A 19,844-nucleotide genomic window follows, 5' to 3' on the forward strand; every position below is an offset into this window, starting at 1 on the left:
GGAATGAGGCGTCAGGACTCGAGTGCCCCGCAGTCAGATGACAGCAGGTCAGGACTCGAGTGCGCCGTCGATCGCCTGCTCGAGGTCGCCGATCAGGTCGTCGACGTGCTCGATGCCGACCGAGACGCGGACGAGGCCGTCCGTGAGTCCCGCTTCGATGCGCTCCTCGCGCGGAATCGCGGCGTGGGTCATCGGCGCGGGCTGTTCGATCAGGCTCTCGACGCCGCCGAGACTCTCCGCGAGCGTGAATACCTCGGTGTTCGAGACGACCTCGCTCGCCTCCTCCAGGCTGGCGTCGAGTTCGAAGCTCAGCATGCCGCCGAAATCGGCCATCTGTTCGCTGGCGATCTCGTGGCCAGGATGGGACTCGAGTCCGGGGTAGTAGACGCGGTCGACGTCGGGGTGGTCGTCGAGCCACGCCGCGATGGCGCGGGCGTTCTCGCAGTGGCGGTCCATCCGGACGGGAAGCGTCTTGGTGCCACGGAGGACGAGGAAGCTCTCGAAGGGACCGGGCGTCGCGCCGACGGCGTTCTGGTAGAAACCGAAGCGCTCGTCCAGTTCTTCGTCGTTCGTGAGGAGTGCACCGCCGACGACATCCGAGTGACCGCCGAGGTACTTCGTCAGCGAGTGCGAGACGATGTCAGCGCCGAGGTCGAGTGGCTGCTGGAGGTACGGCGTCGCGAAGGTGTTGTCGATCGCACAGAGTGCGTCGTGCTCGTGGGCGATGTCCGCCGCACCCGCGATATCGACGATCGACATGAGCGGATTCGTCGGCGTCTCGAGCCAGAGCAGTTCCGTGTTCTCCTGGAAGGCCGCGTCGATGGCGTCGAGATCGGTCATATCGACGAACGAGAACTCGATGTCGTACTCCTCGTACACCTGCGTGAAGATGCGGTGGGTGCCGCCGTAGACGTCGTTGCCCGTGACGACGTGGTCGCCGGCCTCGAGCAGGTTGAGAACGGTGTTGATCGAGGCCATCCCACTCGCGAACGCGCGGCCGTACTCGGCGTTCTCGAGGCTCGCGAGGTTTGCCTCGAGGTCAGACCTGGTTGGGTTGCCGGTTCGCGAGTACTCGTAGCCGCGGTGGTCTCCCGGGGCGTCCTGCTCGTACGTCGAGTTTGCGTGGATCGGCGTCATCAGCGCGCCAGTCTCTTCGTCGGGCTCCTGGCCGGCGTGAATCGAGCGCGTTTCGATCCGGAACTGGTCTGTGTCGGCGTCGACGTTGGCAGCAGCGTCGTCGTCCATACAGAGCAAGGCGTTGCGCGGTCGGATTATTGTTACTGTTACGCTCACGGCGACTGTTGCGAGTGGATACCGCCTCGTCGTCCCATGTCGTCGGTTCGTGTGGGAACCGTCGACATTCGAACGGGCCGAACTGCAGCGAAAGACGTGCGTTTTATAACCATCACCGGTCAAGACGGGCGTACGACTATGCCGAAATCTAATGGCCCTCGTCAGGGAACCCGGAACAAGCTATCCAACAGTCCACGAGACCGCGGTGCCTCGCCGCCACAGCGTGCGATTCAGCAGTATGAGGTCGGTGAAAAGGTCCACCTGAAGATCGACCCAAGCGTTCACAAGGGACGCTTCCACCCACGCTTCGACGGCCACACCGGCGAAGTCATCGGTACGCAGGGCGACGCCTTCAAGGTCGAGATCAACGACGGTGGCAAGGATAAAACGCTCATCGTCACCGCAGCACACATGCGCGCCCAGGACCGCTCGGAAGAGCGTGTCTGAGACCGCACAGCCCCCTCGAACACAGACACCACTATGACGATCTTCAAAGAGATCGTCGACGAGGAGTTCCTGACGGTCTCGGAGACGAAGGAGCTGCTCGCCGACATCGAAGCCGACCGCGCACTGGACGAGGAGCGGGAACTGCCGTACGAACTCGCGCGAGCGATCGACCACGTCAACCAGTTCACCGTCCTCGAACCCGACGACGCACAGGACCTCGTCACCGATCTGCAGGAGATCGAAAAGGTCGACGAACCGACTGCGTACAAGATCGCCAACCTGCTGCCGCGCAACCGGAGCGAACTGCGTTCGGTCTACGCACAGCAGCGCTACTCGCTCTCCGGCGAGGAACTCGACGACATTCTCAACGTCGTCGCGAAGTACGCCTAAGCGATCACCACCCGATCGAACGATCGAACGACGGGGGGCCGACACACTGCTGCAGCGCTCGCTGCAAGCGGGCCGACTCTTTAAGTACGCCGTACCCGTATCGCCTGACAATGAGCGAAGTCGATAGCGATGGGACGGACGTTCGGCGCGCGGTCGTGTTGGACTACCTCGCACATGGCCTCTCCGACGATGGGCGACCACAGTACGCAAAGTCGCCTGCAGGCTACGCCCTCGGCACGACGGACTTCCAGCTCTACGAAGTCGCCTTCGACGAGGACGAACGCCTCACCATCGGCAGCGAGGTCGTCGTCGAACCCGCGTCCGAACGCGACATCGTCACCGAGAGCAACCGCGTCGAGTACGAGGACCTCTCCTCGGGCGCCCAGTCGGAACTCGAGTACGTCGTCGCTGACCTCGTCGAGGAAGACGAACAGCGCTTCGTCGACTTCTACAACGACGCCCAGCCGATCACGCTGCGACTCCACCAGCTTAATCTCCTCCCTGGGATCGGAAAGAAACTCCGCAACGGGATCCTCGACGAGCGAAAGCGCAAACCGTTCGAGAGCTTCGAGGACCTCTCTGAGCGTGTCTCCGGCCTCCACGACCCGGATGAGATTATCGTCGAGCGCATCATTCAGGAGTTGCGCGACGAGGATCTGAAGTACCAGACGTTCGTCGGACGTCGTGAGCAAGAGCAGAATCAGTAAGGTTGGGAGACGACGAAACGGCGCGACGCGACAGTGCGACGACCGGCAGTAGCCGAGGGCCGACATCACGGCAGTCCGATCACAGCAGTCCGATCACGGGCGTATCACCGTACCCTGTTCTTGGCCGTGACTCAGCACACGATAGCGAAGCGTATCACGTCACGGACCAGACCGTCGATTCTGTGTTGCAGACTGCTCCTCTGGTGCTGCAGACTGCTCTTCCCGCGCGCCAGACTGCTCGTTTCGGTCAGTAGACTGCTCTTGTGACGACTCCGAAGATTGCTCCACGATCGTGAGCCAGAACTCCTCGACCGACTGGACGAACTCGAGAAACTCGTCCGCCGAGACCGGCTTCTGGAGGTAGTCATCCGCCTCGATGTCGTGGGATTTGACGATCTTTTCGCCCGTACTCGAGCTGGTCAGGACGACGACGGGGATCTCACACAGCACCGGTTCACCCTTCAACTCCGCGAGTACGTCGAAGCCAGTCGTTCTGGGGAGTTGCGGTTCGAGGAGGATCAGGTCGGGCGTCGGCTCGTCCGCGTAGGGCCCACGCTGGTGGACGAAGTCGAGTGCAGACTCGCCGTCGGTGACCGTGTGAATCGTGTTAGTCAAGTTGGCGTCCCGGAACGATTCGGTAAAGAGACGGGAGTCACCGGGGTTTGGCTCGATGAGCAAGATGTCGATCGGACTGTCTGCGGCCGTCATTACAGTGCGTTCCCACCGAGAGAATAAAACAACGTGGGTCGACCGGAAGCGACGCACCACCGGTGGCCGAACCGGACACCACGAGACGGTGCGTTTACACCATTGCCACCCATACCGCCGGCAATGAGAGACCCAGACGGACTGATCGCCCGCGCGGGCGTCCGGGGCGATCCGAACCGCGATCAACACTTTCTCGTCGACGATCGCGTCCTCGACCGACTGCCGACCTACCTCACAGCGATCGACGCCGACACGAGCCACGTCCTCGAGATCGGCGGCGGGACCGGCGTGCTGACCGACCGCCTACTCGAGACAATCGGCGCGGACGACCACCTCACCGTCGTCGAGCGAGATCCACCGCTCGCCGAGTTCCTGCAAGAGGAGTTCAGCGATGCGATCGACGCGGGTCGCCTGACCGTGATCGAGGGCGATGCACTCGAGGTCGACCTCCCCGAGTTCACGTCGTCGGTGTCGAATCTTCCCTACGGCGTCTCGAGCGAGATCACGTTCCGCCTGCTGCCCGAGCAGCGCCCGCTCGTGTTGATGTTTCAGCAGGAGTTTGCAGAGCGAATGGTCGCGGAGCCGGACACCTCGGAGTATGGCCGGCTCTCGGTGTCCACCCAGCACTACGCCGACGCCGAACTCGTCGAGTCGATTCCGAAGGAGGCGTTCTCGCCGGCGCCAGCGGTCCAGAGCGCGGTCGTTCGGCTGGTGCCCCGAGAGCCGGACTACGACGTAGAGAACGAGGCGTTCTTCCTCCGGTTCGTGAAGGCGCTATTCACGCAGCGGCGCAAGACGATCCGCAACGGGATTCGGAACACGGCCCACATTTCGGGGCTCCAGGACCCCGACGCAGTCGTCGACGCGGCAGCCGAGGACGTGCTCCAGAAGCGCGCCGGCGCGATGGCACCGGCCGAGTTCGCCGCGCTCGCGGAACTCGCGAGCGAGGTCGGAGAACCAACCCTGGAATCGGAGTCCTGACCGAGCGATGTGGGCCGAACCGACTCGATCTGTCTCACGGGCGATGCGACGCGCGCCTGACCGACGGATACTCAAAGCTGTACGAACGAGAGAGTCGAGAGACCGACGATAGCTATGGATGCCGGACTATCGGGCTTCGACTGGCTCGCAGAGACGTTCCAGGCGACCGAACTCAGGGTCGCCATCACCGTCGCAGCGGCCGGACTCCTGCTCGCGGTATTGCTCACCTACAGGCGGCTACAAGCCTGGATTAGCAACCGGAGCCGGCCGCTGTACGGCGATATCGTCTCGACAGTCGTGCTCACCGGGACCTGTATTCTCTCGCTCGCAATCGTCCTCGGCGTCTGGGGACAGACGGACGAAATATACGAACTCTCGAGTCGCCACGATTTGAGCGGTGCGGTCGTCGCACAGGCGATCGTCTCGTTTATCCTGATCGTCGGCGCGTTCATCGTCACGCGATTCGTCAAGCGCGTGCTGGACGAGGTGCTCGGCTCCGCGTCGGCTGTGACGGACCACCAGCGCGAGGTCACCCACCGCATCTCGCAGGTCATCATCTGGTCGGTTGCGGTCGTGATGATCCTCGGCGTCTGGGTCGACGACCTCGGCGGCCTCCTCGTCGGTGCCGGCTTCCTCGGCATCGTCGTCGGGATGGCCGCCCAGCAGGTCCTCGGCACCGTCCTCGCCGGCTTCGTCCTGATGTTCGCCCGCCCGTTCGAGATCGGCGACTGGATCGAAGTCGAGGACAACCAGGGGATCGTCACCGACATCTCGATCGTCAACACGCGCATCCGATCGTTCGATGGCGAGTACATCATGATCCCCAACGATGTCATCTCCTCGAGTATGGTGACGAACCGCTCGAAACGCGGACGCCTCCGTGTCGAAATCGACGTCGGTGTGGACTACGACGCCGACATCGAACGCGCCGCCGAACTCGCCGAGGAAACCATCGACGACCTCGAGCGGCCGCTCTCCGCGCCGGGGCCGCAGGTCATCACCAAACAGTTCGGTGACTCCTCGGTCGTGCTCGGCGTCCGCTTCTGGATCGATAAGCCGAGCGCCAGGCGGTATACGCAGACCCAGACCGCCGCAATCAACGCGATCAAGGAGGCCTTCGACGAGGAAGGAATCGGCATCCCGTACCCACAGCGAGAGCTCTCGAGTCGCCCCGACACCGACGTGCCCCTCGCGGGCGTTGGCGCGACACCGGATGGAACCTCGTCGACGGGCGACGAAAGTGACGGAACGGAGTACCAGATGACCGAACCGGAGGACCGCTGAGATGGACCTACGAGACCAACGCGGCATCGAGACGGAGGTGTACCAGCCCGCAGAGGATTCGGAGCTCCTCGCCGAGGCAGCGTGTGGCTACCTCGACAAACACGGCCGTGACGGCCCCGAGGCGACGATTCTCGAGGTCGGAACCGGTTCGGGCTACGTCGCCAACCGCGTCGCCGACGAGACGGCTGCCCGCGTAATCGCGTCGGACCTGAACCCACACGCTGTCCGGCAGGCACGGACCGAAGGCGTCGAGACGGTTCGGGCAGACCTCGTCTCGCCGTTCGCTGACGACACCTTCGACGCCGTGCTGTTCAACCCGCCGTATCTGCCGACCGAACCCGAAAACGAGTGGGACGACTGGATGGAACACGCTCTGTCAGGTGGTGAAGACGGCCGCGCCGTCATCGACCGGTTCCTCGCCTCCGTCGGGCGCGTGCTCGCCCCCGACGGCGTCGTCTACCTGCTCGTCAGCAGCCTCACCGGCGTCGACGAAGTGGTCGAACGCGCCGGCGAAGAAGGCTTCAGCGCCGTCGCCATCGCCGACGAGTCGTTCCCGTTCGAGACGCTGACGGTACTCGAGTTACACTGTTGAGTCCCGACACTGAATCCGAAACTACTTTTCAAGCGGCTGAACACTCTCGACTGATGCCCTCTACACGTCGCTCCCTGCTGGCGAGTACACTCGTCGGTAGTGCCGCCCTCGCCGGCTGCCTGTCGCGTGTCCGGTCACCGTCGCCCAGCGAGCCGCCGGCCGCTGGCGTCGACGAACTCCCCGATCCCGAAAGTCACATTCTCGGTGCGAACGGCTCGTGGTCGAGCGTCGGCTGCAACGCGGGTAACACTCGTGTGGTAGCCGACGGCGAGGCACCGGTCGAGGACGTGACCGAACGCTGGCAGGTCGAAACCACACAAACGACCCACCACGAACCCGTCGTCGCCGACGGCACGGTCTACCTTCTGGAGTCACAGCGACAGCTTCGCGCGCTGGACACAGCCGACGGTGGCGAGCTGTGGACGTTCGAGGATGCGAGAGCGCCACCGCTGATTCGCGATGGCGTCGCGTACGTGCCGACATCGAGTTCGATACACGCACTCGACGCTGGCACTGGCGAGCAGGGGTGGGAGCAGACGTTCGACGGCTCAGGGTCTGTCACGGCGCCGACGACCGCCGGCGGAGACGAGTTGATCTGCGGGGTCGGTGAGACACTCGTCGCACTCGAGTCGGATACCGGCGAGAAACTGTGGCGACGCGAGCTGTTCGGGCAGGTCCACGACCACGCCGCGTTCTACCGGGGGTACGGAATCGTCGTCGCGACGGAAGCGGGGATGCTCTACGTCGTCGGCACCGACGGCACCGGATACCGGCGGTGGCAACTTCCTGCCGCACCGATGGCACCCCCGAGCGTCGACTCGAACACGATCTACGTCAGTTGCCGGGATGGGATGACCTACGCGCTGACCGACGACGCCGGTCACGCGGACGACATCTACTGGTCGGCAGACACCGGCTGGACGGAACGCGGCATCGCCGTCGCGGACGGCTTCGCCTTCCTCACCGGAAGGGGGACGCTCTCCGCACTCGAGACCGACACCGGCTCAGCCCACTGGGAGTACGACATCGGCGACTGGCAACACACCGCGCCCGCGTACGGCCGCGAGACGCTGTTCGTCGGCGGTGACGCGCTGTATGCGCTCGATCCCTCCCCTGGCGGGGTTCTCTCGGACGGTCCCGCGGTCCGATTCCGGCAAGAGTTCGGCGGTCGCGTCGGCCCCGGTCCCGTCCTCGACGACGGCGTCCTCTACGTCGTCGCCGAAGTCAGCGAACAGGAGTTCGTGCTGCTTGCACTCGAGTAGCACTAGCCACGGCTGAGAGCCATGCAGTCGGAAGAACGCCTCCCTCCAATATCCCTGCGTTGCTGTTTGCCGCCGTCAGGCTCCCTCCTGCCGTTCAATGCCTGTTCATGAGAAGAACCTGCCCCGTCGATAAGCAGATGGAATTACTGTAATGCATTACAGAGGATGGAAAATATTAAGCACCGGTATAGCCTAGCCCGCAGTACGATGACTGAGTACGTTTCGACCACACCGGGACTCTTTCCGCTCCCGGACTGGGCGAAAGACGACCTCTCTGACCTGAAGGGCCACCAGAAACACGACCTCATCAGCGGCGACGAGGGCGGCGAGATCACCGCCGCCTACGAGGACGCCCGCGAGGAGGTAATCGCAGCCCAACAGGACGCCGGCCTCGACCGCATCACCGAGGGCCAACTGCGCTGGGACGACATGCTCGCCCACCCGCTGGCCGTCAACGACGCCGTCGAGACGCGCGGAATCGTCCGCTACTACGACAACAACAACTTCTACCGAGAGCCCGTCGTCAACGGCGACCTCGAGGCCTCCGGCGACGTGGCGGCCGAACTCGAGACGGCCGCCGAACTCGCGGGCGACGATGCCCTGCAGGCCGTCCTCCCCGGCCCGTACTCGCTCGCCGATCTGGCGACCGACGAACACTACGGAGACGAGACCGAGTTCCTCGGCGCGATCGCCGACTTCCTCGAGGACGAAGCGGCAGCCTTCCCCGAGGTCGAGACGCTGTTCCTGCTCGAGCCATCCCTCGTCGAGAACGCGCCGGAGGACGGCGTCGACGAACGCGCAAGCGAGGCGATCGACCAGGTCGCCGGCGCGGTCGACGCCGACGTGGTCGTCCAGCCGTACTGGGGTGCACTCGAGGAGAAGGTGTACGCACACCTGCTCGATGCCGACATCGACGCGGTCGGCTTCGACTTCGTCGCGAATCAGGAGGACAACCTCTACAACATCCAGGAGTACGGTGCGACGGACGACGTCTCCCTCGGCCTCGCTGACGGGCAGAACACGCTCGTCGAGGAGCCAGAAGCGATCCGTGACCGCGTAGACTGGGTGTACGACCAGATTCCCGTCTCCGAGTTCGAGACGGTGTACCTGACGACGAACACCGAGACGTTCTACCTGCCGTACGCGAAGTTCGAGGAGAAACTCGCCGCCCTTGCTGCGGCCGCAGAACTCGCCGAGGTGAAAGCCGCATGAGCGCAAACGAGGACACACCAGTGACCGTCAACGAGAACAAAGACCAGTTCCGACCGGCAGACCACGAGCACGACCACTTCCTGCTGACGACCGTCGTCGGCAGCTACCCGAAGCCAAAGTGGCTAAACCGCGCGAAGGAGCTCTACCAGGATCCGGACCATGAGTTCGACGAAGACGATTGGCAGGAAGCAAAAGACGACGCTTCCCGCCTCATCACGGCCGAGCACGAACGCGCCGGGCTCGATGCCGTCGTCGACGGTGAGATGCGCCGGAACGAGATGGTCGAGTTCTTCGCCCACCGGATCGAGGGCTACGAGTTCAACGGCCCGGTCAAGGTCTGGGGCCACAATTACTTCGACAAGCCCTCCGTCGTGAGCGAAGTCGAGTACGACGAGAGCTGGCTGGTCGATGAGTACAAGTTCACCGCGGCCGCCTCCGATCGACCCGTCAAGGTCCCGATCACGGGACCCTACACGCTCGCGAACTGGTCGTTCAACGAGGCTTACGACGACGACGAGGCACTCACCTACGACCTCGCGGATCTCGTTAACGAGGAAATCGAGAAGCTCGTCGAGGCCGGCGCGCGCTACATCCAGATCGACGAGCCCGCGCTCGCGACGACGCCCGACGACCACGCGATCGTCGGCGAGGCTCTAGAACGCATCGTCGCCGACATCCCCGAGGAGGTCCGTATCGGCCTCCACGTCTGTTACGGCGACTACTCGCGTATCTACCCCGAAATTCTGGAGTTCCCCGTCGACGAGTTCGACCTCGAACTCGCAAACGGTGACTACGAACAGCTCGATGTGTTCAAAGACCCCGAGTTCTCGAAGGATCTCGCACTCGGTGTTACGGACGCCCACGTCGCCGAGGTCGAGTCCGTCGAGCAGATTGAAGAGAACATCAAGAAAGGACTGGAGGTCGTCCCACCGGAACAGCTGGTCGTCTCGCCGGACTGTGGCGTGAAGCTGCTCCCCCGCGAGGTCGCCTACGGCAAGATGGCGAACATGGTCGAGGCCGCCCGGAACGTCGAGGCTGATCTCGACGCGGGGAACATCGACATCGAACGCGGCGCGCCCGCACCCGCCGACGACTGACACGGATCGTTGTAGCGTCCCTGCGTCTCCCCTTGCTCCTGTTTCTGCGAATCACGAACGGTGAGTTACGCGACCGTTTCGGACTGCTGCGTGCGACACAGCTATTAGTCAGTCTGCTACTATGTGTGAGTGTAGGACGTGCCCCATGAGGCGCGAAACCACGTGCCGACGACGTGACTGTTACCAGGTTACCCGAGTGTCAGGAAACACATACATAGAGTCGGTTCCAAGGAATGGGTGATGCAACAATCCGTTCCGAAGCCCCACGAACTCGACGAGGAAGTCGCCGACCACCGCGACACAGCGTACGATATCGACCCCCTGTTCGTCAACCGCTGGTCGCCGCGCGCGATGACCGGCGAACCACTCGATGAGGACGAGTACCTCCCACTGTTCGAAGCCGCCCGCTGGGCACCATCCGCGTTCAACAACCAGCACTGGCGGTTCATCTACGCCAGCCGCGAGGACGAGGAGTGGGACACCTTCGCCGACCTCCTGCTCGGCGGAAACGAAGAGTGGGCGACCGACGCCGCTGTTCTCGCTGTCATTGTCTCGAAGACGACGTTTGACCACAACGGCGAACCCGCACCAGTCCACTCCTTCGACACCGGTGCCGCCTGGCAGAACCTCGCACTCGAGGGTGCGCGCCGCGGGCTGGCCGTCCACGGGATGGCCGGCTTCGACTACGAGCGCGCCGCCGAGGAACTCGACGTGCCCGAGGAGTTCGAGGTCGAGGCGATGTTCGCCGTCGGCGAGCGTGCACCCGCTGAGTCGCTCCCCGAAGAACTGCAGGAGCGCGAACAGCCGAGTGACCGCAAGCCGGTCGACGAAATCGTGTTCCACGGTAGCTTCGAGTAACGACCACCCCACTCTCCGTTGGCTCTCCTGAAGCCATTCTTGGGCATCCCCCGTTGTTTCTCTGCCGGTCGCGTGGCCCTGTACTCGCGACGGAAACGGCTAACTGCGCGACGGCTGAAGGGACAGCCATGACCCTCGACGTCGGCGTTCTCGGCTACCGATTCATGGGGAAAGCACACGCAAACGCCATGGCGCGCCTGCCGATGTTCTTCCCGGACGCGCCCGAAATCGAACGCTCAGTTCTGGTCGGGCGCAACGAGGAAAGCCTCCGCGAGGCCGCCGACCAGCTCGGCTTCGACTCCATCTCGACGGATTGGGAGGCCGTTGTCGACGATGTCGACGTCTTCTACAACCTCGGCCCGAACCACGTCCATCCCGAGCCATCGATCGCCGCACTCGAGTCCGGCACGCCAGTGTTCTGTGAGAAGCCACTCGCACCGACGCTCAAGGATGCCGAGCGGATGGCTAAGGCGGCGGCAGACGCCGGCGAAAGCGTCCCTGCCGGTACTGCGTTCAACTACCGATTCGTGCCGGCGATCCAGTACGCGAAGGGGCTACTCGAGTCGGGTGACCTCGGCGAGATTCGGCACGTCCGCGGGAGCTACCTACAGGACTGGCTCGTCGATCCCGAGGCGGCCTGGTCGTGGCGCAACGACGCGGAGATGGCGGGTGCGGGCGCGCTCGGCGATCTCGGCTCGCACACGGTCGATCTGGTGCGGTTCCTCGTCGGTGACGACGACCTCGCGGGCGATATCGAGCGGGTGAGTGGACATCTACAGACGTTTGTCGACGAGCGGCCGGTAGAGGGGGACGGCAACGGCGACGGCGACGGCAACGAAACCCGACCCGTCACCGTCGACGACGCCTACGCTGCCCATCTCGAGTTCGAAAACGGTGCGATGGGGACACTCGAGGCGACCCGCTACGCGACGGGACACAAGAACGATCATACGATCGAGATCCACGGCTCGAAGGGGAGCCTGCGCTTCTCGCTCGAACGGTTGAACGAACTCGAAGTATTGGGTGAGGGCGACCGCGGCTACGAGACGATTCTGGTCACGGACGAGGACGACCCGTACGTCGACCACTGGTGGCCACCGGGCCACGTCCTCGGCTGGGAGCACACGTTCGTCCACGAGAATTACGAGTTCCTGAGCGCTGTGTCGGAGGGGCGTGCGTTCAGTCCGGGTTTCGACGACGGGCTGGCGGCCCAGCGCGTGCTCACGGCGATTCAAGAGAGCGACGAGCGCGGCGAGTGGGTCTCGGTCGACTAACGGCCCTGTTCGGAACCGCTGAAACCCTCCCCACTCACTCCAGAACGATGCACGTCCGCGTGTGACCGACGTTTTCAACCGATTGAATGTCTTCCGTGATCACCGACAGCAGCTCTTGATTCGACTCTGCTTCGACCTCGGCGATGACATCGAACTCGCCGGCAATGACGCGTGCACGGCTAACTTCGTCCCGTTCATCGATCGTCTCGGCGACTGTACGGGCGGTTCCGGCGGCAGCCGTAATCATCACGTATGCCTCAATCATGTGTGCTCGCCCCTGCTGGAACGATAGATGACGACGGCATAGCTCAGCGGCCGCCGGTGTCGGCGTCGACTCTCGTCACGGTACGCATCTCATCGTATCGCGGACTGCCCTCGTCGGGAGATTTGCCGTCGAGTTCGAGATAGCCGGGTTCGACCCCCGTCACCTCGCCAGTTATCGAGGGATCATCGCCACCAGTACGATCCGCTTCGCGGACTTCGACGTGGTCACCAACCTCGACGTGTTCCTTGACCAGTGCGGAGGCCTCATCGGTGTTGGCGTCCCGCGGAATGGTAAGCTCTGTCATCGAACCTGATCCAACGACGGCGAGGCGTGTAAAAGCGCACGCGTCAGGTGACGGCCGCTTTTGTGCCAGTGTCGGTTCCAGCACACTGGTCGTTTCTCGTGTAAGTACCACAACAGCACCAACGCCGGCGAGAACGGTTATGTATCCTCACGCGAGTCACTACTACGAAATGGCGGATCGACGAGCCACGCAGGAGACGGGCCGAATCGACCTCGAGAACGGCTTTACGATGCACGACTACCGAACGAAGCTCAAACTCCTGACGGACTCGGGAACGACACGGACACTCGAGAACCGGGAGGGACTGTTGTGTCCGGCCTGTGGCCACGAGTTCGACCGGCTATTCGTCACTGAGGAGGAGACGACGACGTTCGAGTCGCCGGCGGAGCGACCGTTCTGTCTCGCCCGTACCGCCGAGAAGTTGCTGTTGTGTACGCACTGACCGGACGACTGTCGGACTGATCACACCACTACTCAACAGATTCGTCCACCGCGTTCTCGGGCGTTCACGACAGTTTTTCTACGATAGCGCCGCAACGGCGGGTATGAAGATCATCAAGGACAGCGTCCACGACCACATCTCCGTGGACGGCGTCGCCCGAGATCTCGTCGACACCCCCGCCGTCCAGCGACTGCGGCGGATCGCGCAACTGGGAACCGTCTCACTCGTCTACCCCTCCGCGAACCACACCCGCTTCGAACACAGCCTCGGCGTCTACCACATCGCCTGTGAAGCCCTCGACCACCTCGGCGTTGAGGGAAAGCAAGCGGACCGCGTCCAGGCCGCAGCCATGCTGCACGACGTCGGTCACGGCCCGTTCAGCCACAACCTCGAGTCCCTGACTCACCGCCGGACTGGTCGCTATCACGACGACGTCCACACCCTCCTCGCGGACGGCGAGGTCGGCGACGTCCTGCGCGAGCACGACATCGACCCCGACGCCGTCGCTGACCTCGTCGCCGGCGACGGCCGCTTCGGCCAGCTCGTCTCCGGCGAACTCGACGTCGACCGGATGGACTACCTCGTCCGCGACGCCCACCACACCGGCGTCCCCTACGGCACCATCGACCACGGCCGGCTGATCCGTGAACTCGTCTTCGTCGACGACGAACTCGTCCTCGACGAGGGCAACGTCCAGGCCGCCGAGAGCCTACTCGTCGCCCGCGCGCTGATGAATCCGACCGTCTACAGCCACAGCGTCGCCCGGATCAGCAAGGCGATGCTCCGGCGGGCCAGCGAGCGGCTACTCGAGTCCCCCGAGGCTGACGTCGACGCGGCAACGTTGCAGCGGATGGACGACTACGACCTGATCGTCGCGCTGCGCTCGTGTGAGGCGACACAGGAATTCTCTCGGCGCTACGACCAGCGGGACCTGTTCAAGCGGGCTGTCTGGGCCGAAATCGACGACGTGCCGGGTGGCGTCATCGAGGCCGAACACGAGGCGATCCGCGAGTTCGAACAGGATATCGCTGTACGAGCGGACGTGGATCCGTCGAGCGTCATCCTCGACGTGCCGAGCCGGCCGTCGATGACCGAGTCGTCCTCGCGCGTGATGGTGAACGGGGACATTCGCCGACTCGAGCAGCAGTCCCCGCTGGTCGAGGCGCTGCGAGCGGCGCAGTACTCTCAGTGGCGGCTTGGCGTCTATTCGCCGCCGGAACTGCAAGAGCGGGTCGGCCACGCCGCGGTCGACGTACTGGGACTCGATATCGACGGCGCGCTGGTCAGTGAAGTTCGAGATGGGCTGGATACGACGCTGGATCAGTTCGCGGAGTAGAACCGAAACCGACCCAGCACTGCTCTCTGCCAGTCCGGAGCCGAACGAACCGTTCAACCGGAATCGAACGAACCGTTGATGGAACTGCCCACGAACACACGCGTATGGAACGAACGGGCACGATTCTTTGCGGCCGCGAGTTCACTCCCGTCGAGGGGCGACTCATCATCGACGAACAGGGGCGAATCGAGGCTATCGAGGAGGAATCCGTCGACTCCACTGATATCATCCTCCCGGCGTTCGTCAACGCCCACACCCACATCGGCGACTCCATCGCCAAGGAGGCCGGTGGCGGTCTCTCGCTCGAGGAACTCGTCGCTCCACCCGACGGCCTGAAACACCGCCTGCTCCGGGCCGCCTCGCGCGAGGAACTCGTCGCCGCGATGACCACCTCACTCGAGTTCATGCACCGAAGCGGGACCGCGGCCTGTCTCGATTTCCGCGAGGGAGACGTAGCGGGCGTGGAGATGCTCCGAGAGGCAGCCACTGCCGCAGATGGAGCCGTCGACGCGCTCGCGTTCGCTCGCGGCTCCATCGACGCAATGCACGCCGGGGACGGCTTCGGCGCGAGCGGTGCCAACGACGCCGAGTTCGGCGAGGAGCGGACGGCGACTCGTGAGGCGGACAAACCCTTTGGCATCCACGCGGGAGAGGTCGACGCGAGCGACATCGATCCAGCGCTCGATCTGGAGCCCGATTTCCTCGTTCACATGGTCCACCCCGAACCGGACCATCTCGACCGGATCGACGAACAGAACGTGCCGATCGCCGTCTGTCCGCGCTCGAATCTGGTTACTGGCGTCGGACTCTCTCCATACACTGCACTCGCCGAGCGGACGACGCTCGCGCTCGGCACCGACAACGTCATGTTGAACTCGCCGTCGATGTTCCGCGAAATGGCGTTCCTCGCCAAGCTCTCCGACCTCTCCGCGACCGAAATTCTGCGGATGGCGACGATCAACGGAGCCGAGATCGCCGGCCTCGACTACGGCGTGATCGAACCCGGTCGAGAGGCACGCCTGCAGGTCCTGGATGGCGACTCCGCCAACCTCCAGGGAGCACAGGACCTCGTCCGCGCCGTCGTGCGACGGGCCGGCGTCGACGACGTACGCGAGGTCAGCACGGATACGACGCCCTCCGCAGAGTAACCTATCCCGACTTCAGACGGATTGAGGGTCACGATTTTCACGAAAACGTTCTTATAGCAGCCATGCCATATACTATCATAGCACAATGTACGACTGTATCCTCGTTCCGACGGACGGCTCCGCCGAGGGCGAACGCGCACTCGAGTACGCGTTCGACCTGGCGCGCGCCCACGATGCGACGATCAGGGCGCTGTACGTCGTGAACGTCAGCGGGTACGGGGGGTTGCCGATGGAGACTGCCTGGGATGGGATTAGCAACGCGTTGCGCGACGAGGGTGAGGCGGCGGTCGAGCGGGTCAGGGAACTCGCGCCGGACGATATCGAGGTCGAAACGGCGATACTCGAGGGGTCGCCGAGTCGGGTGATCGTCGAGGAAGCGAGGCCGTCGACGTGTGATCTGGTTGTGATGGGAACCCACGGACGAGGTGGGATCGACCGATTGCTTCTCGGCAGTGTGACCGAACGCGTGGTTCGGCAGGCACCGGTACCGGTGCTGACGGTGCAGGTCGATCCACCGGAGGTACCAGAGCAGCCTGGTGAGTCGCAGGTTGCAGTAGAATAGTGACAGAGCCAGTCGCGAGACGACGCAGCGACGTTCTCAAACCGGTCGTAGATGCTCGCAGTCGCCAGCAGCGACCGTGTCTCGTTCTCCTGACTCGTCTGATTCGACGACGAGCGCGCCGGAATCCGTAATATCGACTGCCTCACCGACGAGTTCCCCCGATGATCGGTCGACACGGACGCGCTGACCGAGCGTGAGCGCGAGGTCACGCCAGGCCGGGACAACGCCGTCGAGGTCGGCCCGCGCAGCGTCGAACTCCTCGAGTAGCCGCTGGACGAACACGCGCCGGTTGACGTCCTCGCCTGCTTCGTCGCGGATCGTCGTGGCACCCTCGGGCAAGCCGTCTGCATCGAGGTTGGCGTTGACGCCGATACCGACGGTGAGCCACTCGACGCGGTCGGTTTCGCCCTCCATCTCGGTGAGGATCCCCGCGAGCTTTCGGTACGCGCCGTCCTCGTCGACGGGAACGACCACGTCGTTTGGCCACTTGATACGTGCGTCGACACCTGCCTCGCGCGCTGCGTGGGTCGTCGCGACGGCGGCAGCGAGCGTGTAGAGTGGCGCGCGCGCCGGTGTGATCGCCGGGCGCGTCACGATACTCAGCCAGACGCCACCCGCGGGCGAGGACCACTCACGCTCGAGTCGGCCGCGACCGCCGGTTTGTTCGTCTGCGAGGACGACCACGTCGGTTGCGCCGTCGATCGCGCGCTCACGCGCTACTGCGTTCGTACTCCCGACTGCGTCGTGGTACTCGACAGTGAAGGGGGCCTCGAGGCCGAACTCGACTGCGGGACCGCTGTAGGCGTCCGCCGAGACGAGTTCGTACCCCGACGAATTGCTCTCGATTTCGAAGCCAGCCTCACGGAGCGCGTCGACGTGTTTCCAGACGGCAGCCCGCGAGACGGACAGCGAGTCCGCAAGCTCGGGACCGGAGACGGGGCCGTCAGCAATCGCGTCGAGAATTGCGCGTCGCGTCTCGTTCATGCGCGAACGCGGGTCGCGCTTGCACTTTAATCAGCAGGATTAGGATTCGAATTGGAACGAGGGAGAGAGCAGGGCGAGCCGTCTCGCTCCGTCCGCCGCTGTTCATACTGCCGAACAGAAATCAGCGAGAAGTCGGTCGCGAAGTCGTGGCCGTCACCTTCGGGGACGGCCACAGTAGTGCGCCCGATCTTCGAATAGTTCTGTCGGCAGTATCAGTCCCGAATCTCGCGCAGCTTCTCGCGACCCGGCGCGATGAGTTCGTCGAGGTACGTCGCGAGCGTCCCCTTCGCGTCGGCTGGATGAAGATCGCCGGACTCGAGATCAGCCGCCAGCGTCTCGTAGTCCTCGTAGGTCAGATCGCCGCCGTACTCCTCGGGGCGCTCGACGACGATTTCGTCGAAGCGCGGGAAGACGTGGTACTCGAACAGTTCGAGCACGGGATTCTCGAGGTCACCCTCGGGATCACGCGTCGGCGGGCAGAACGCCGAGTTGACTTTCTCCTCGAGTTCCTCTGTAGAGTCTTCCATCGAAATGGTGACGCCCTCACTCGAGGACATCTTGCCCTCGCCGCTGGTAAGATCGGCGACGATGGGCGTGTGCAGTGCCGGTCGTACGTCGTAGCCCAGCTCTGGGAGTTCCTCGCGGGCGAGCATGTGGACCTTGCGCTGGTCCAGGCCGCCGACGGCCAGATCGAGGTCGAGGTACTCGATGTCGAGCGTCTGCATCAGCGGGTAGACGACGTGGCTCACCTTCGCGGTCTCGCCGCCCTGAATCTCGGCCATCGCGCGCTGGGCGCGATTGAGCGTCGTCGCCAACTCGAGTTCGTGCAGGTCGAGGGTGTACTCCTCGTCGAGCTGGAACTCGGAGCCGTAGACGAACTCGGTGTTGTCCTCGTCGAGTCCGTAGGCGACGAACTGGGCTTTCATCTGTTCTGCGGTCTCGCGGATCTCCTCGAAGGACCCCTTCCCGTTCAGGTAGGCGTGGACGTCCGCGAGGAGGACGACGACCTCCATGCCCGCCTCCTGGAGGTCGATGAGTTTGTTCGCGGTGAGCAGGTGCCCGAGGTGGAGCACGCCCGAGGGCTCGTAGCCGACGTAGGCGCGCGTTCCGTCCGGCTCGTCGGCGAGCTCGCGCACCTCCTCGTCGGTCACGACTTCCTCGGCGTTTCGCGTGATCAGATCGTACGTCTCCATGGCTTGTCTCACCTGAATCAACGAACAGGCTTATGCGTTCTTGAACGATGTTCGCATAGCGGACGGGTCGTGAGTCATGAGGATCGAGATTCAACGGCGGCCGGTCCGATCACGAGGCGGACTCGAGGTCCTGCACTTTCTGATCGATCCGGTCGAGGTGCGGTCCCAGCAACTGTTCGGCGGCCGGTCTATCGCCGACTAGCGCCGTTTCCGCATAGCGGTGGTCGTCTCGCTGTTCGCGAAGCGTTCCGAACACGAGCGATTCGCGGTCGGCGAACAGAAGGCGACCGACAGTCTCGTCCTGGACGGAGAGCGTCAGCCATTCGTCGGTCGGTTCCCAGAGGGAAATTGCCGGCGCGTTCTCTCGGACGAGTTCCCGGACGACCGGATCAGTCGTCCCGAGATAGACATCGACCCCACGGCGGGAGGCGTCCATAACGCGCGCGAAGCAGCCGGACTCGAGTAGCCGCGGCGAGGTGAAGACCGAGAACAGTTCCTCCTCAGCTCGCTCGAGGAGCGACTGGCTATACGCCACGATGCCGTCACGACCGTCGATTACTTGGACAGTAGATGATGTCGGCAGGTCGATGGTGAGTGGCCAGTCCGTGACTGGCGGGTCAGTCGACAGGTGGGTTCGAAAGTCCTGGTTGAGTACCGAGTGCAGCCAGGAGACACAGAGATTCGGATGGCCGTTGTAGGCGGCTGTCTCTGTTTCAGGGTCGAAATCGATCAGTCCGGCCTCCGAAAGAGATGGGATGTGGGTGTGGCGAAGGTGTTTGAGAATGGTGTCGGTGTCGCCGTCTGGTTCTGTCTCTGTCTCTGCCTCTGCTTCTGTCTCTACCTCTGTCTTTGCCTCTGCCGCCGTCTCTGCTTCGATCAGTTCTTTCCTCACAACGTCGCGTGCGAGCGTTTCGAGGTGAATCGCCTGGAACGAGTGGTTGAGACACGCAAGAACGCGACGCCGTCGAGGGTCACTGAGTGCATCGAACAGCGCATCGAGCGACGAGTCCCGTGCCGTCTCCGACGATTCGATCACGTCGATGATCGCAGAATCGCGATATGCGCGGTGGGATGTAAGTGCAATGTCGCTGTGGTCGCCAGCATCAGCGATGTCGTACTCGATCAGGCCGGCATCGGCCAGAACTGGGAGATGCACGTGATACAGCGAGACCAGCGTTTGTTCGACGGTGTCGTCCGAGACGTTCGGGCGCGGTAACCCTGCTTCTCTGGACGCGATTCGTGTCGCACAGTCTGTGAGAGACAGCGATGCTGAATCGTGTTCGTACAGCACACCGAGAAGGTGTCGACGAGGTTCGCGAGCGAGCGCGGAGAAGAGCGAAGCCAACGGACTGTCATCGCCGTTTGTTGTTCCGAGACCATAGTCCATCGACAACTGTTCTGTTTGCAACGGCAAAAAATCCTTGAGCAGGCGGCAACCCTGACTGTCCATCTGGCATGACTCGAGTTAGTACAACCGTCTCTGTGACAGATTTCTGTCCGCAACA

Annotated in this window: 22 protein-coding genes; 15 read left to right on the forward strand and 7 right to left on the reverse strand. The window is 63.5% G+C overall.

What is annotated here, in order from left to right; genetic code table 11:
- Positions 1–48: 48 nt before the first annotated feature.
- Complete coding sequence (locus C483_RS04220) at positions 49–1,245, reverse strand: cystathionine gamma-synthase (protein ID WP_006652113.1); 1,197 nt, start codon at positions 1,243–1,245, stop codon at positions 49–51.
- A gap of 186 nt (positions 1,246–1,431) precedes the next feature.
- Here C483_RS04220 and C483_RS04225 point away from each other — a divergent pair, with 186 nt between their 5' ends.
- The 3 genes from C483_RS04225 to C483_RS04235 all read left to right on the forward strand — a co-directional run bounded on the left by C483_RS04225 (position 1,432) and on the right by C483_RS04235 (position 2,837).
- Positions 1,432–1,740 carry a 50S ribosomal protein L21e gene (locus tag C483_RS04225; RefSeq protein ID WP_006652114.1) on the forward strand — a complete coding sequence of 103 codons (309 nt, stop codon included), beginning with the start codon at positions 1,432–1,434 and terminating at the stop codon, positions 1,738–1,740.
- 33 nt (positions 1,741–1,773) lie between these two features.
- Positions 1,774–2,130, forward strand: coding sequence for an RNA polymerase Rpb4 family protein (locus C483_RS04230; RefSeq protein ID WP_006652115.1), 357 nt, complete (start codon positions 1,774–1,776; stop codon positions 2,128–2,130).
- A 110-nt stretch (positions 2,131–2,240) separates the two neighbouring features.
- A complete protein-coding gene (locus C483_RS04235) occupies positions 2,241–2,837 on the forward strand; it encodes a DUF655 domain-containing protein (protein ID WP_006652116.1) in 597 nt (198 codons plus the stop codon).
- A gap of 159 nt (positions 2,838–2,996) precedes the next feature.
- Here C483_RS04235 and C483_RS04240 read toward each other — a convergent pair whose 3' ends face one another.
- Complete coding sequence (locus C483_RS04240; protein WP_006652117.1) at positions 2,997–3,545, reverse strand: response regulator; 549 nt, start codon at positions 3,543–3,545, stop codon at positions 2,997–2,999.
- A gap of 123 nt (positions 3,546–3,668) precedes the next feature.
- Here C483_RS04240 and C483_RS04245 point away from each other — a divergent pair, with 123 nt between their 5' ends.
- The 8 genes from C483_RS04245 to C483_RS04280 all read left to right on the forward strand — a co-directional run bounded on the left by C483_RS04245 (position 3,669) and on the right by C483_RS04280 (position 12,105).
- Complete coding sequence (locus C483_RS04245) at positions 3,669–4,526, forward strand: 16S ribosomal RNA methyltransferase A (RefSeq protein WP_006652118.1); 858 nt, start codon at positions 3,669–3,671, stop codon at positions 4,524–4,526.
- Positions 4,527–4,640: 114 nt separating this feature from the next.
- Positions 4,641–5,810: a mechanosensitive ion channel family protein gene (locus C483_RS04250; RefSeq protein WP_006652119.1), complete on the forward strand. Its 1,170-nt coding sequence runs from the start codon at positions 4,641–4,643 to the stop codon at positions 5,808–5,810.
- Position 5,811: 1 nt separating this feature from the next.
- Positions 5,812–6,402, forward strand: a complete 591-nt coding sequence (locus C483_RS04255; protein WP_006652120.1) for a HemK2/MTQ2 family protein methyltransferase — start codon at positions 5,812–5,814, stop codon at positions 6,400–6,402.
- A gap of 53 nt (positions 6,403–6,455) precedes the next feature.
- The gene (locus tag C483_RS04260; RefSeq protein WP_006652121.1) at positions 6,456–7,664 is read left to right on the forward strand and encodes an outer membrane protein assembly factor BamB family protein; all 1,209 of its coding nucleotides are present in this window, start codon (positions 6,456–6,458) and stop codon (positions 7,662–7,664) included.
- A 207-nt stretch (positions 7,665–7,871) separates the two neighbouring features.
- Positions 7,872–8,876: a cobalamin-independent synthase MetE gene (locus C483_RS04265; RefSeq protein ID WP_006652122.1), complete on the forward strand. Its 1,005-nt coding sequence runs from the start codon at positions 7,872–7,874 to the stop codon at positions 8,874–8,876.
- Positions 8,873–9,973: a methionine synthase gene (locus tag C483_RS04270; protein WP_006652123.1), complete on the forward strand. Its 1,101-nt coding sequence runs from the start codon at positions 8,873–8,875 to the stop codon at positions 9,971–9,973. The genes C483_RS04265 and C483_RS04270 overlap by 4 nt, the downstream gene beginning before the upstream one ends.
- A gap of 240 nt (positions 9,974–10,213) precedes the next feature.
- Entirely contained in the window at positions 10,214–10,831 is a 618-nt protein-coding gene (locus tag C483_RS04275) for a nitroreductase family protein (protein WP_006652124.1), read from the forward strand.
- A gap of 128 nt (positions 10,832–10,959) precedes the next feature.
- A complete protein-coding gene (locus tag C483_RS04280) occupies positions 10,960–12,105 on the forward strand; it encodes a Gfo/Idh/MocA family protein (RefSeq protein WP_006652125.1) in 1,146 nt (381 codons plus the stop codon).
- A gap of 34 nt (positions 12,106–12,139) precedes the next feature.
- Here C483_RS04280 and C483_RS04285 read toward each other — a convergent pair whose 3' ends face one another.
- Together C483_RS04285 and C483_RS04290 are read right to left on the reverse strand one after the other, a co-directional pair.
- Positions 12,140–12,370 (reverse strand): Lrp/AsnC family transcriptional regulator, encoded by a 231-nt coding sequence (locus tag C483_RS04285; RefSeq protein WP_049912416.1) that lies wholly within the window; start codon positions 12,368–12,370, stop codon positions 12,140–12,142.
- Positions 12,371–12,413: 43 nt separating this feature from the next.
- On the reverse strand, positions 12,414–12,674 hold the full coding sequence (locus tag C483_RS04290) for a hypothetical protein (protein WP_006652127.1): 261 nt from the start codon (positions 12,672–12,674) through the stop codon (positions 12,414–12,416).
- Between the two features lie 169 nt (positions 12,675–12,843).
- Here C483_RS04290 and C483_RS04295 point away from each other — a divergent pair, with 169 nt between their 5' ends.
- The 4 genes from C483_RS04295 to C483_RS04310 all read left to right on the forward strand — a co-directional run bounded on the left by C483_RS04295 (position 12,844) and on the right by C483_RS04310 (position 16,162).
- Positions 12,844–13,116, forward strand: a complete 273-nt coding sequence (locus tag C483_RS04295; RefSeq protein WP_006652128.1) for a DUF7385 family protein — start codon at positions 12,844–12,846, stop codon at positions 13,114–13,116.
- Positions 13,117–13,219: 103 nt separating this feature from the next.
- Positions 13,220–14,452: an HD domain-containing protein gene (locus C483_RS04300; RefSeq protein ID WP_006652129.1), complete on the forward strand. Its 1,233-nt coding sequence runs from the start codon at positions 13,220–13,222 to the stop codon at positions 14,450–14,452.
- Between the two features lie 104 nt (positions 14,453–14,556).
- Positions 14,557–15,600, forward strand: a complete 1,044-nt coding sequence (locus tag C483_RS04305; protein WP_006652130.1) for an amidohydrolase family protein — start codon at positions 14,557–14,559, stop codon at positions 15,598–15,600.
- Positions 15,601–15,685: 85 nt separating this feature from the next.
- Positions 15,686–16,162 (forward strand): universal stress protein, encoded by a 477-nt coding sequence (locus tag C483_RS04310; protein ID WP_006652131.1) that lies wholly within the window; start codon positions 15,686–15,688, stop codon positions 16,160–16,162.
- A 36-nt stretch (positions 16,163–16,198) separates the two neighbouring features.
- On the opposite strand, the gene C483_RS04315 is transcribed toward C483_RS04310, so the two are convergent.
- The 3 genes from C483_RS04315 to C483_RS04325 all read right to left on the reverse strand — a co-directional run bounded on the left by C483_RS04315 (position 16,199) and on the right by C483_RS04325 (position 19,726).
- Complete coding sequence (locus C483_RS04315) at positions 16,199–17,146, reverse strand: biotin--[acetyl-CoA-carboxylase] ligase (protein ID WP_006652132.1); 948 nt, start codon at positions 17,144–17,146, stop codon at positions 16,199–16,201.
- A gap of 212 nt (positions 17,147–17,358) precedes the next feature.
- The gene (locus C483_RS04320) at positions 17,359–18,339 is read right to left on the reverse strand and encodes a tyrosine--tRNA ligase (RefSeq protein WP_006652133.1); all 981 of its coding nucleotides are present in this window, start codon (positions 18,337–18,339) and stop codon (positions 17,359–17,361) included.
- 109 nt (positions 18,340–18,448) lie between these two features.
- The gene (locus tag C483_RS04325; RefSeq protein ID WP_006652134.1) at positions 18,449–19,726 is read right to left on the reverse strand and encodes a DUF7344 domain-containing protein; all 1,278 of its coding nucleotides are present in this window, start codon (positions 19,724–19,726) and stop codon (positions 18,449–18,451) included.
- Between the last annotated feature and the right edge of the window lie 118 nt (positions 19,727–19,844).

The sequence above is a fragment of the Natrialba hulunbeirensis JCM 10989 genome (assembly GCF_000337575.1).
Classification (GTDB): domain Archaea; phylum Halobacteriota; class Halobacteria; order Halobacteriales; family Natrialbaceae; genus Natrialba; species Natrialba hulunbeirensis.

Coding starts and splice junctions, on each gene's coding strand:
- C483_RS04310 (WP_006652131.1), top strand. CDS start 15,686: ATGTACGACTGTATCCTCGTTCCGACGGACGGCTCCGCCGAGGGCGAA.
- C483_RS04275 (WP_006652124.1), top strand. CDS start 10,214: ATGCAACAATCCGTTCCGAAGCCCCACGAACTCGACGAGGAAGTCGCC.
- C483_RS04270 (WP_006652123.1), top strand. CDS start 8,873: ATGAGCGCAAACGAGGACACACCAGTGACCGTCAACGAGAACAAAGAC.
- C483_RS04305 (WP_006652130.1), top strand. CDS start 14,557: ATGGAACGAACGGGCACGATTCTTTGCGGCCGCGAGTTCACTCCCGTC.
- C483_RS04250 (WP_006652119.1), top strand. CDS start 4,641: ATGGATGCCGGACTATCGGGCTTCGACTGGCTCGCAGAGACGTTCCAG.
- C483_RS04220 (WP_006652113.1), bottom strand. CDS start 1,245: ATGGACGACGACGCTGCTGCCAACGTCGACGCCGACACAGACCAGTTC.
- C483_RS04300 (WP_006652129.1), top strand. CDS start 13,220: ATGAAGATCATCAAGGACAGCGTCCACGACCACATCTCCGTGGACGGC.
- C483_RS04320 (WP_006652133.1), bottom strand. CDS start 18,339: ATGGAGACGTACGATCTGATCACGCGAAACGCCGAGGAAGTCGTGACC.
- C483_RS04290 (WP_006652127.1), bottom strand. CDS start 12,674: ATGACAGAGCTTACCATTCCGCGGGACGCCAACACCGATGAGGCCTCC.
- C483_RS04260 (WP_006652121.1), top strand. CDS start 6,456: ATGCCCTCTACACGTCGCTCCCTGCTGGCGAGTACACTCGTCGGTAGT.
- C483_RS04265 (WP_006652122.1), top strand. CDS start 7,872: ATGACTGAGTACGTTTCGACCACACCGGGACTCTTTCCGCTCCCGGAC.
- C483_RS04285 (WP_049912416.1), bottom strand. CDS start 12,370: ATGATTGAGGCATACGTGATGATTACGGCTGCCGCCGGAACCGCCCGT.
- C483_RS04295 (WP_006652128.1), top strand. CDS start 12,844: ATGGCGGATCGACGAGCCACGCAGGAGACGGGCCGAATCGACCTCGAG.
- C483_RS04225 (WP_006652114.1), top strand. CDS start 1,432: ATGCCGAAATCTAATGGCCCTCGTCAGGGAACCCGGAACAAGCTATCC.
- C483_RS04230 (WP_006652115.1), top strand. CDS start 1,774: ATGACGATCTTCAAAGAGATCGTCGACGAGGAGTTCCTGACGGTCTCG.
- C483_RS04245 (WP_006652118.1), top strand. CDS start 3,669: ATGAGAGACCCAGACGGACTGATCGCCCGCGCGGGCGTCCGGGGCGAT.
- C483_RS04235 (WP_006652116.1), top strand. CDS start 2,241: ATGAGCGAAGTCGATAGCGATGGGACGGACGTTCGGCGCGCGGTCGTG.
- C483_RS04315 (WP_006652132.1), bottom strand. CDS start 17,146: ATGAACGAGACGCGACGCGCAATTCTCGACGCGATTGCTGACGGCCCC.
- C483_RS04325 (WP_006652134.1), bottom strand. CDS start 19,726: ATGGACTATGGTCTCGGAACAACAAACGGCGATGACAGTCCGTTGGCT.
- C483_RS04255 (WP_006652120.1), top strand. CDS start 5,812: ATGGACCTACGAGACCAACGCGGCATCGAGACGGAGGTGTACCAGCCC.
- C483_RS04240 (WP_006652117.1), bottom strand. CDS start 3,545: ATGACGGCCGCAGACAGTCCGATCGACATCTTGCTCATCGAGCCAAAC.
- C483_RS04280 (WP_006652125.1), top strand. CDS start 10,960: ATGACCCTCGACGTCGGCGTTCTCGGCTACCGATTCATGGGGAAAGCA.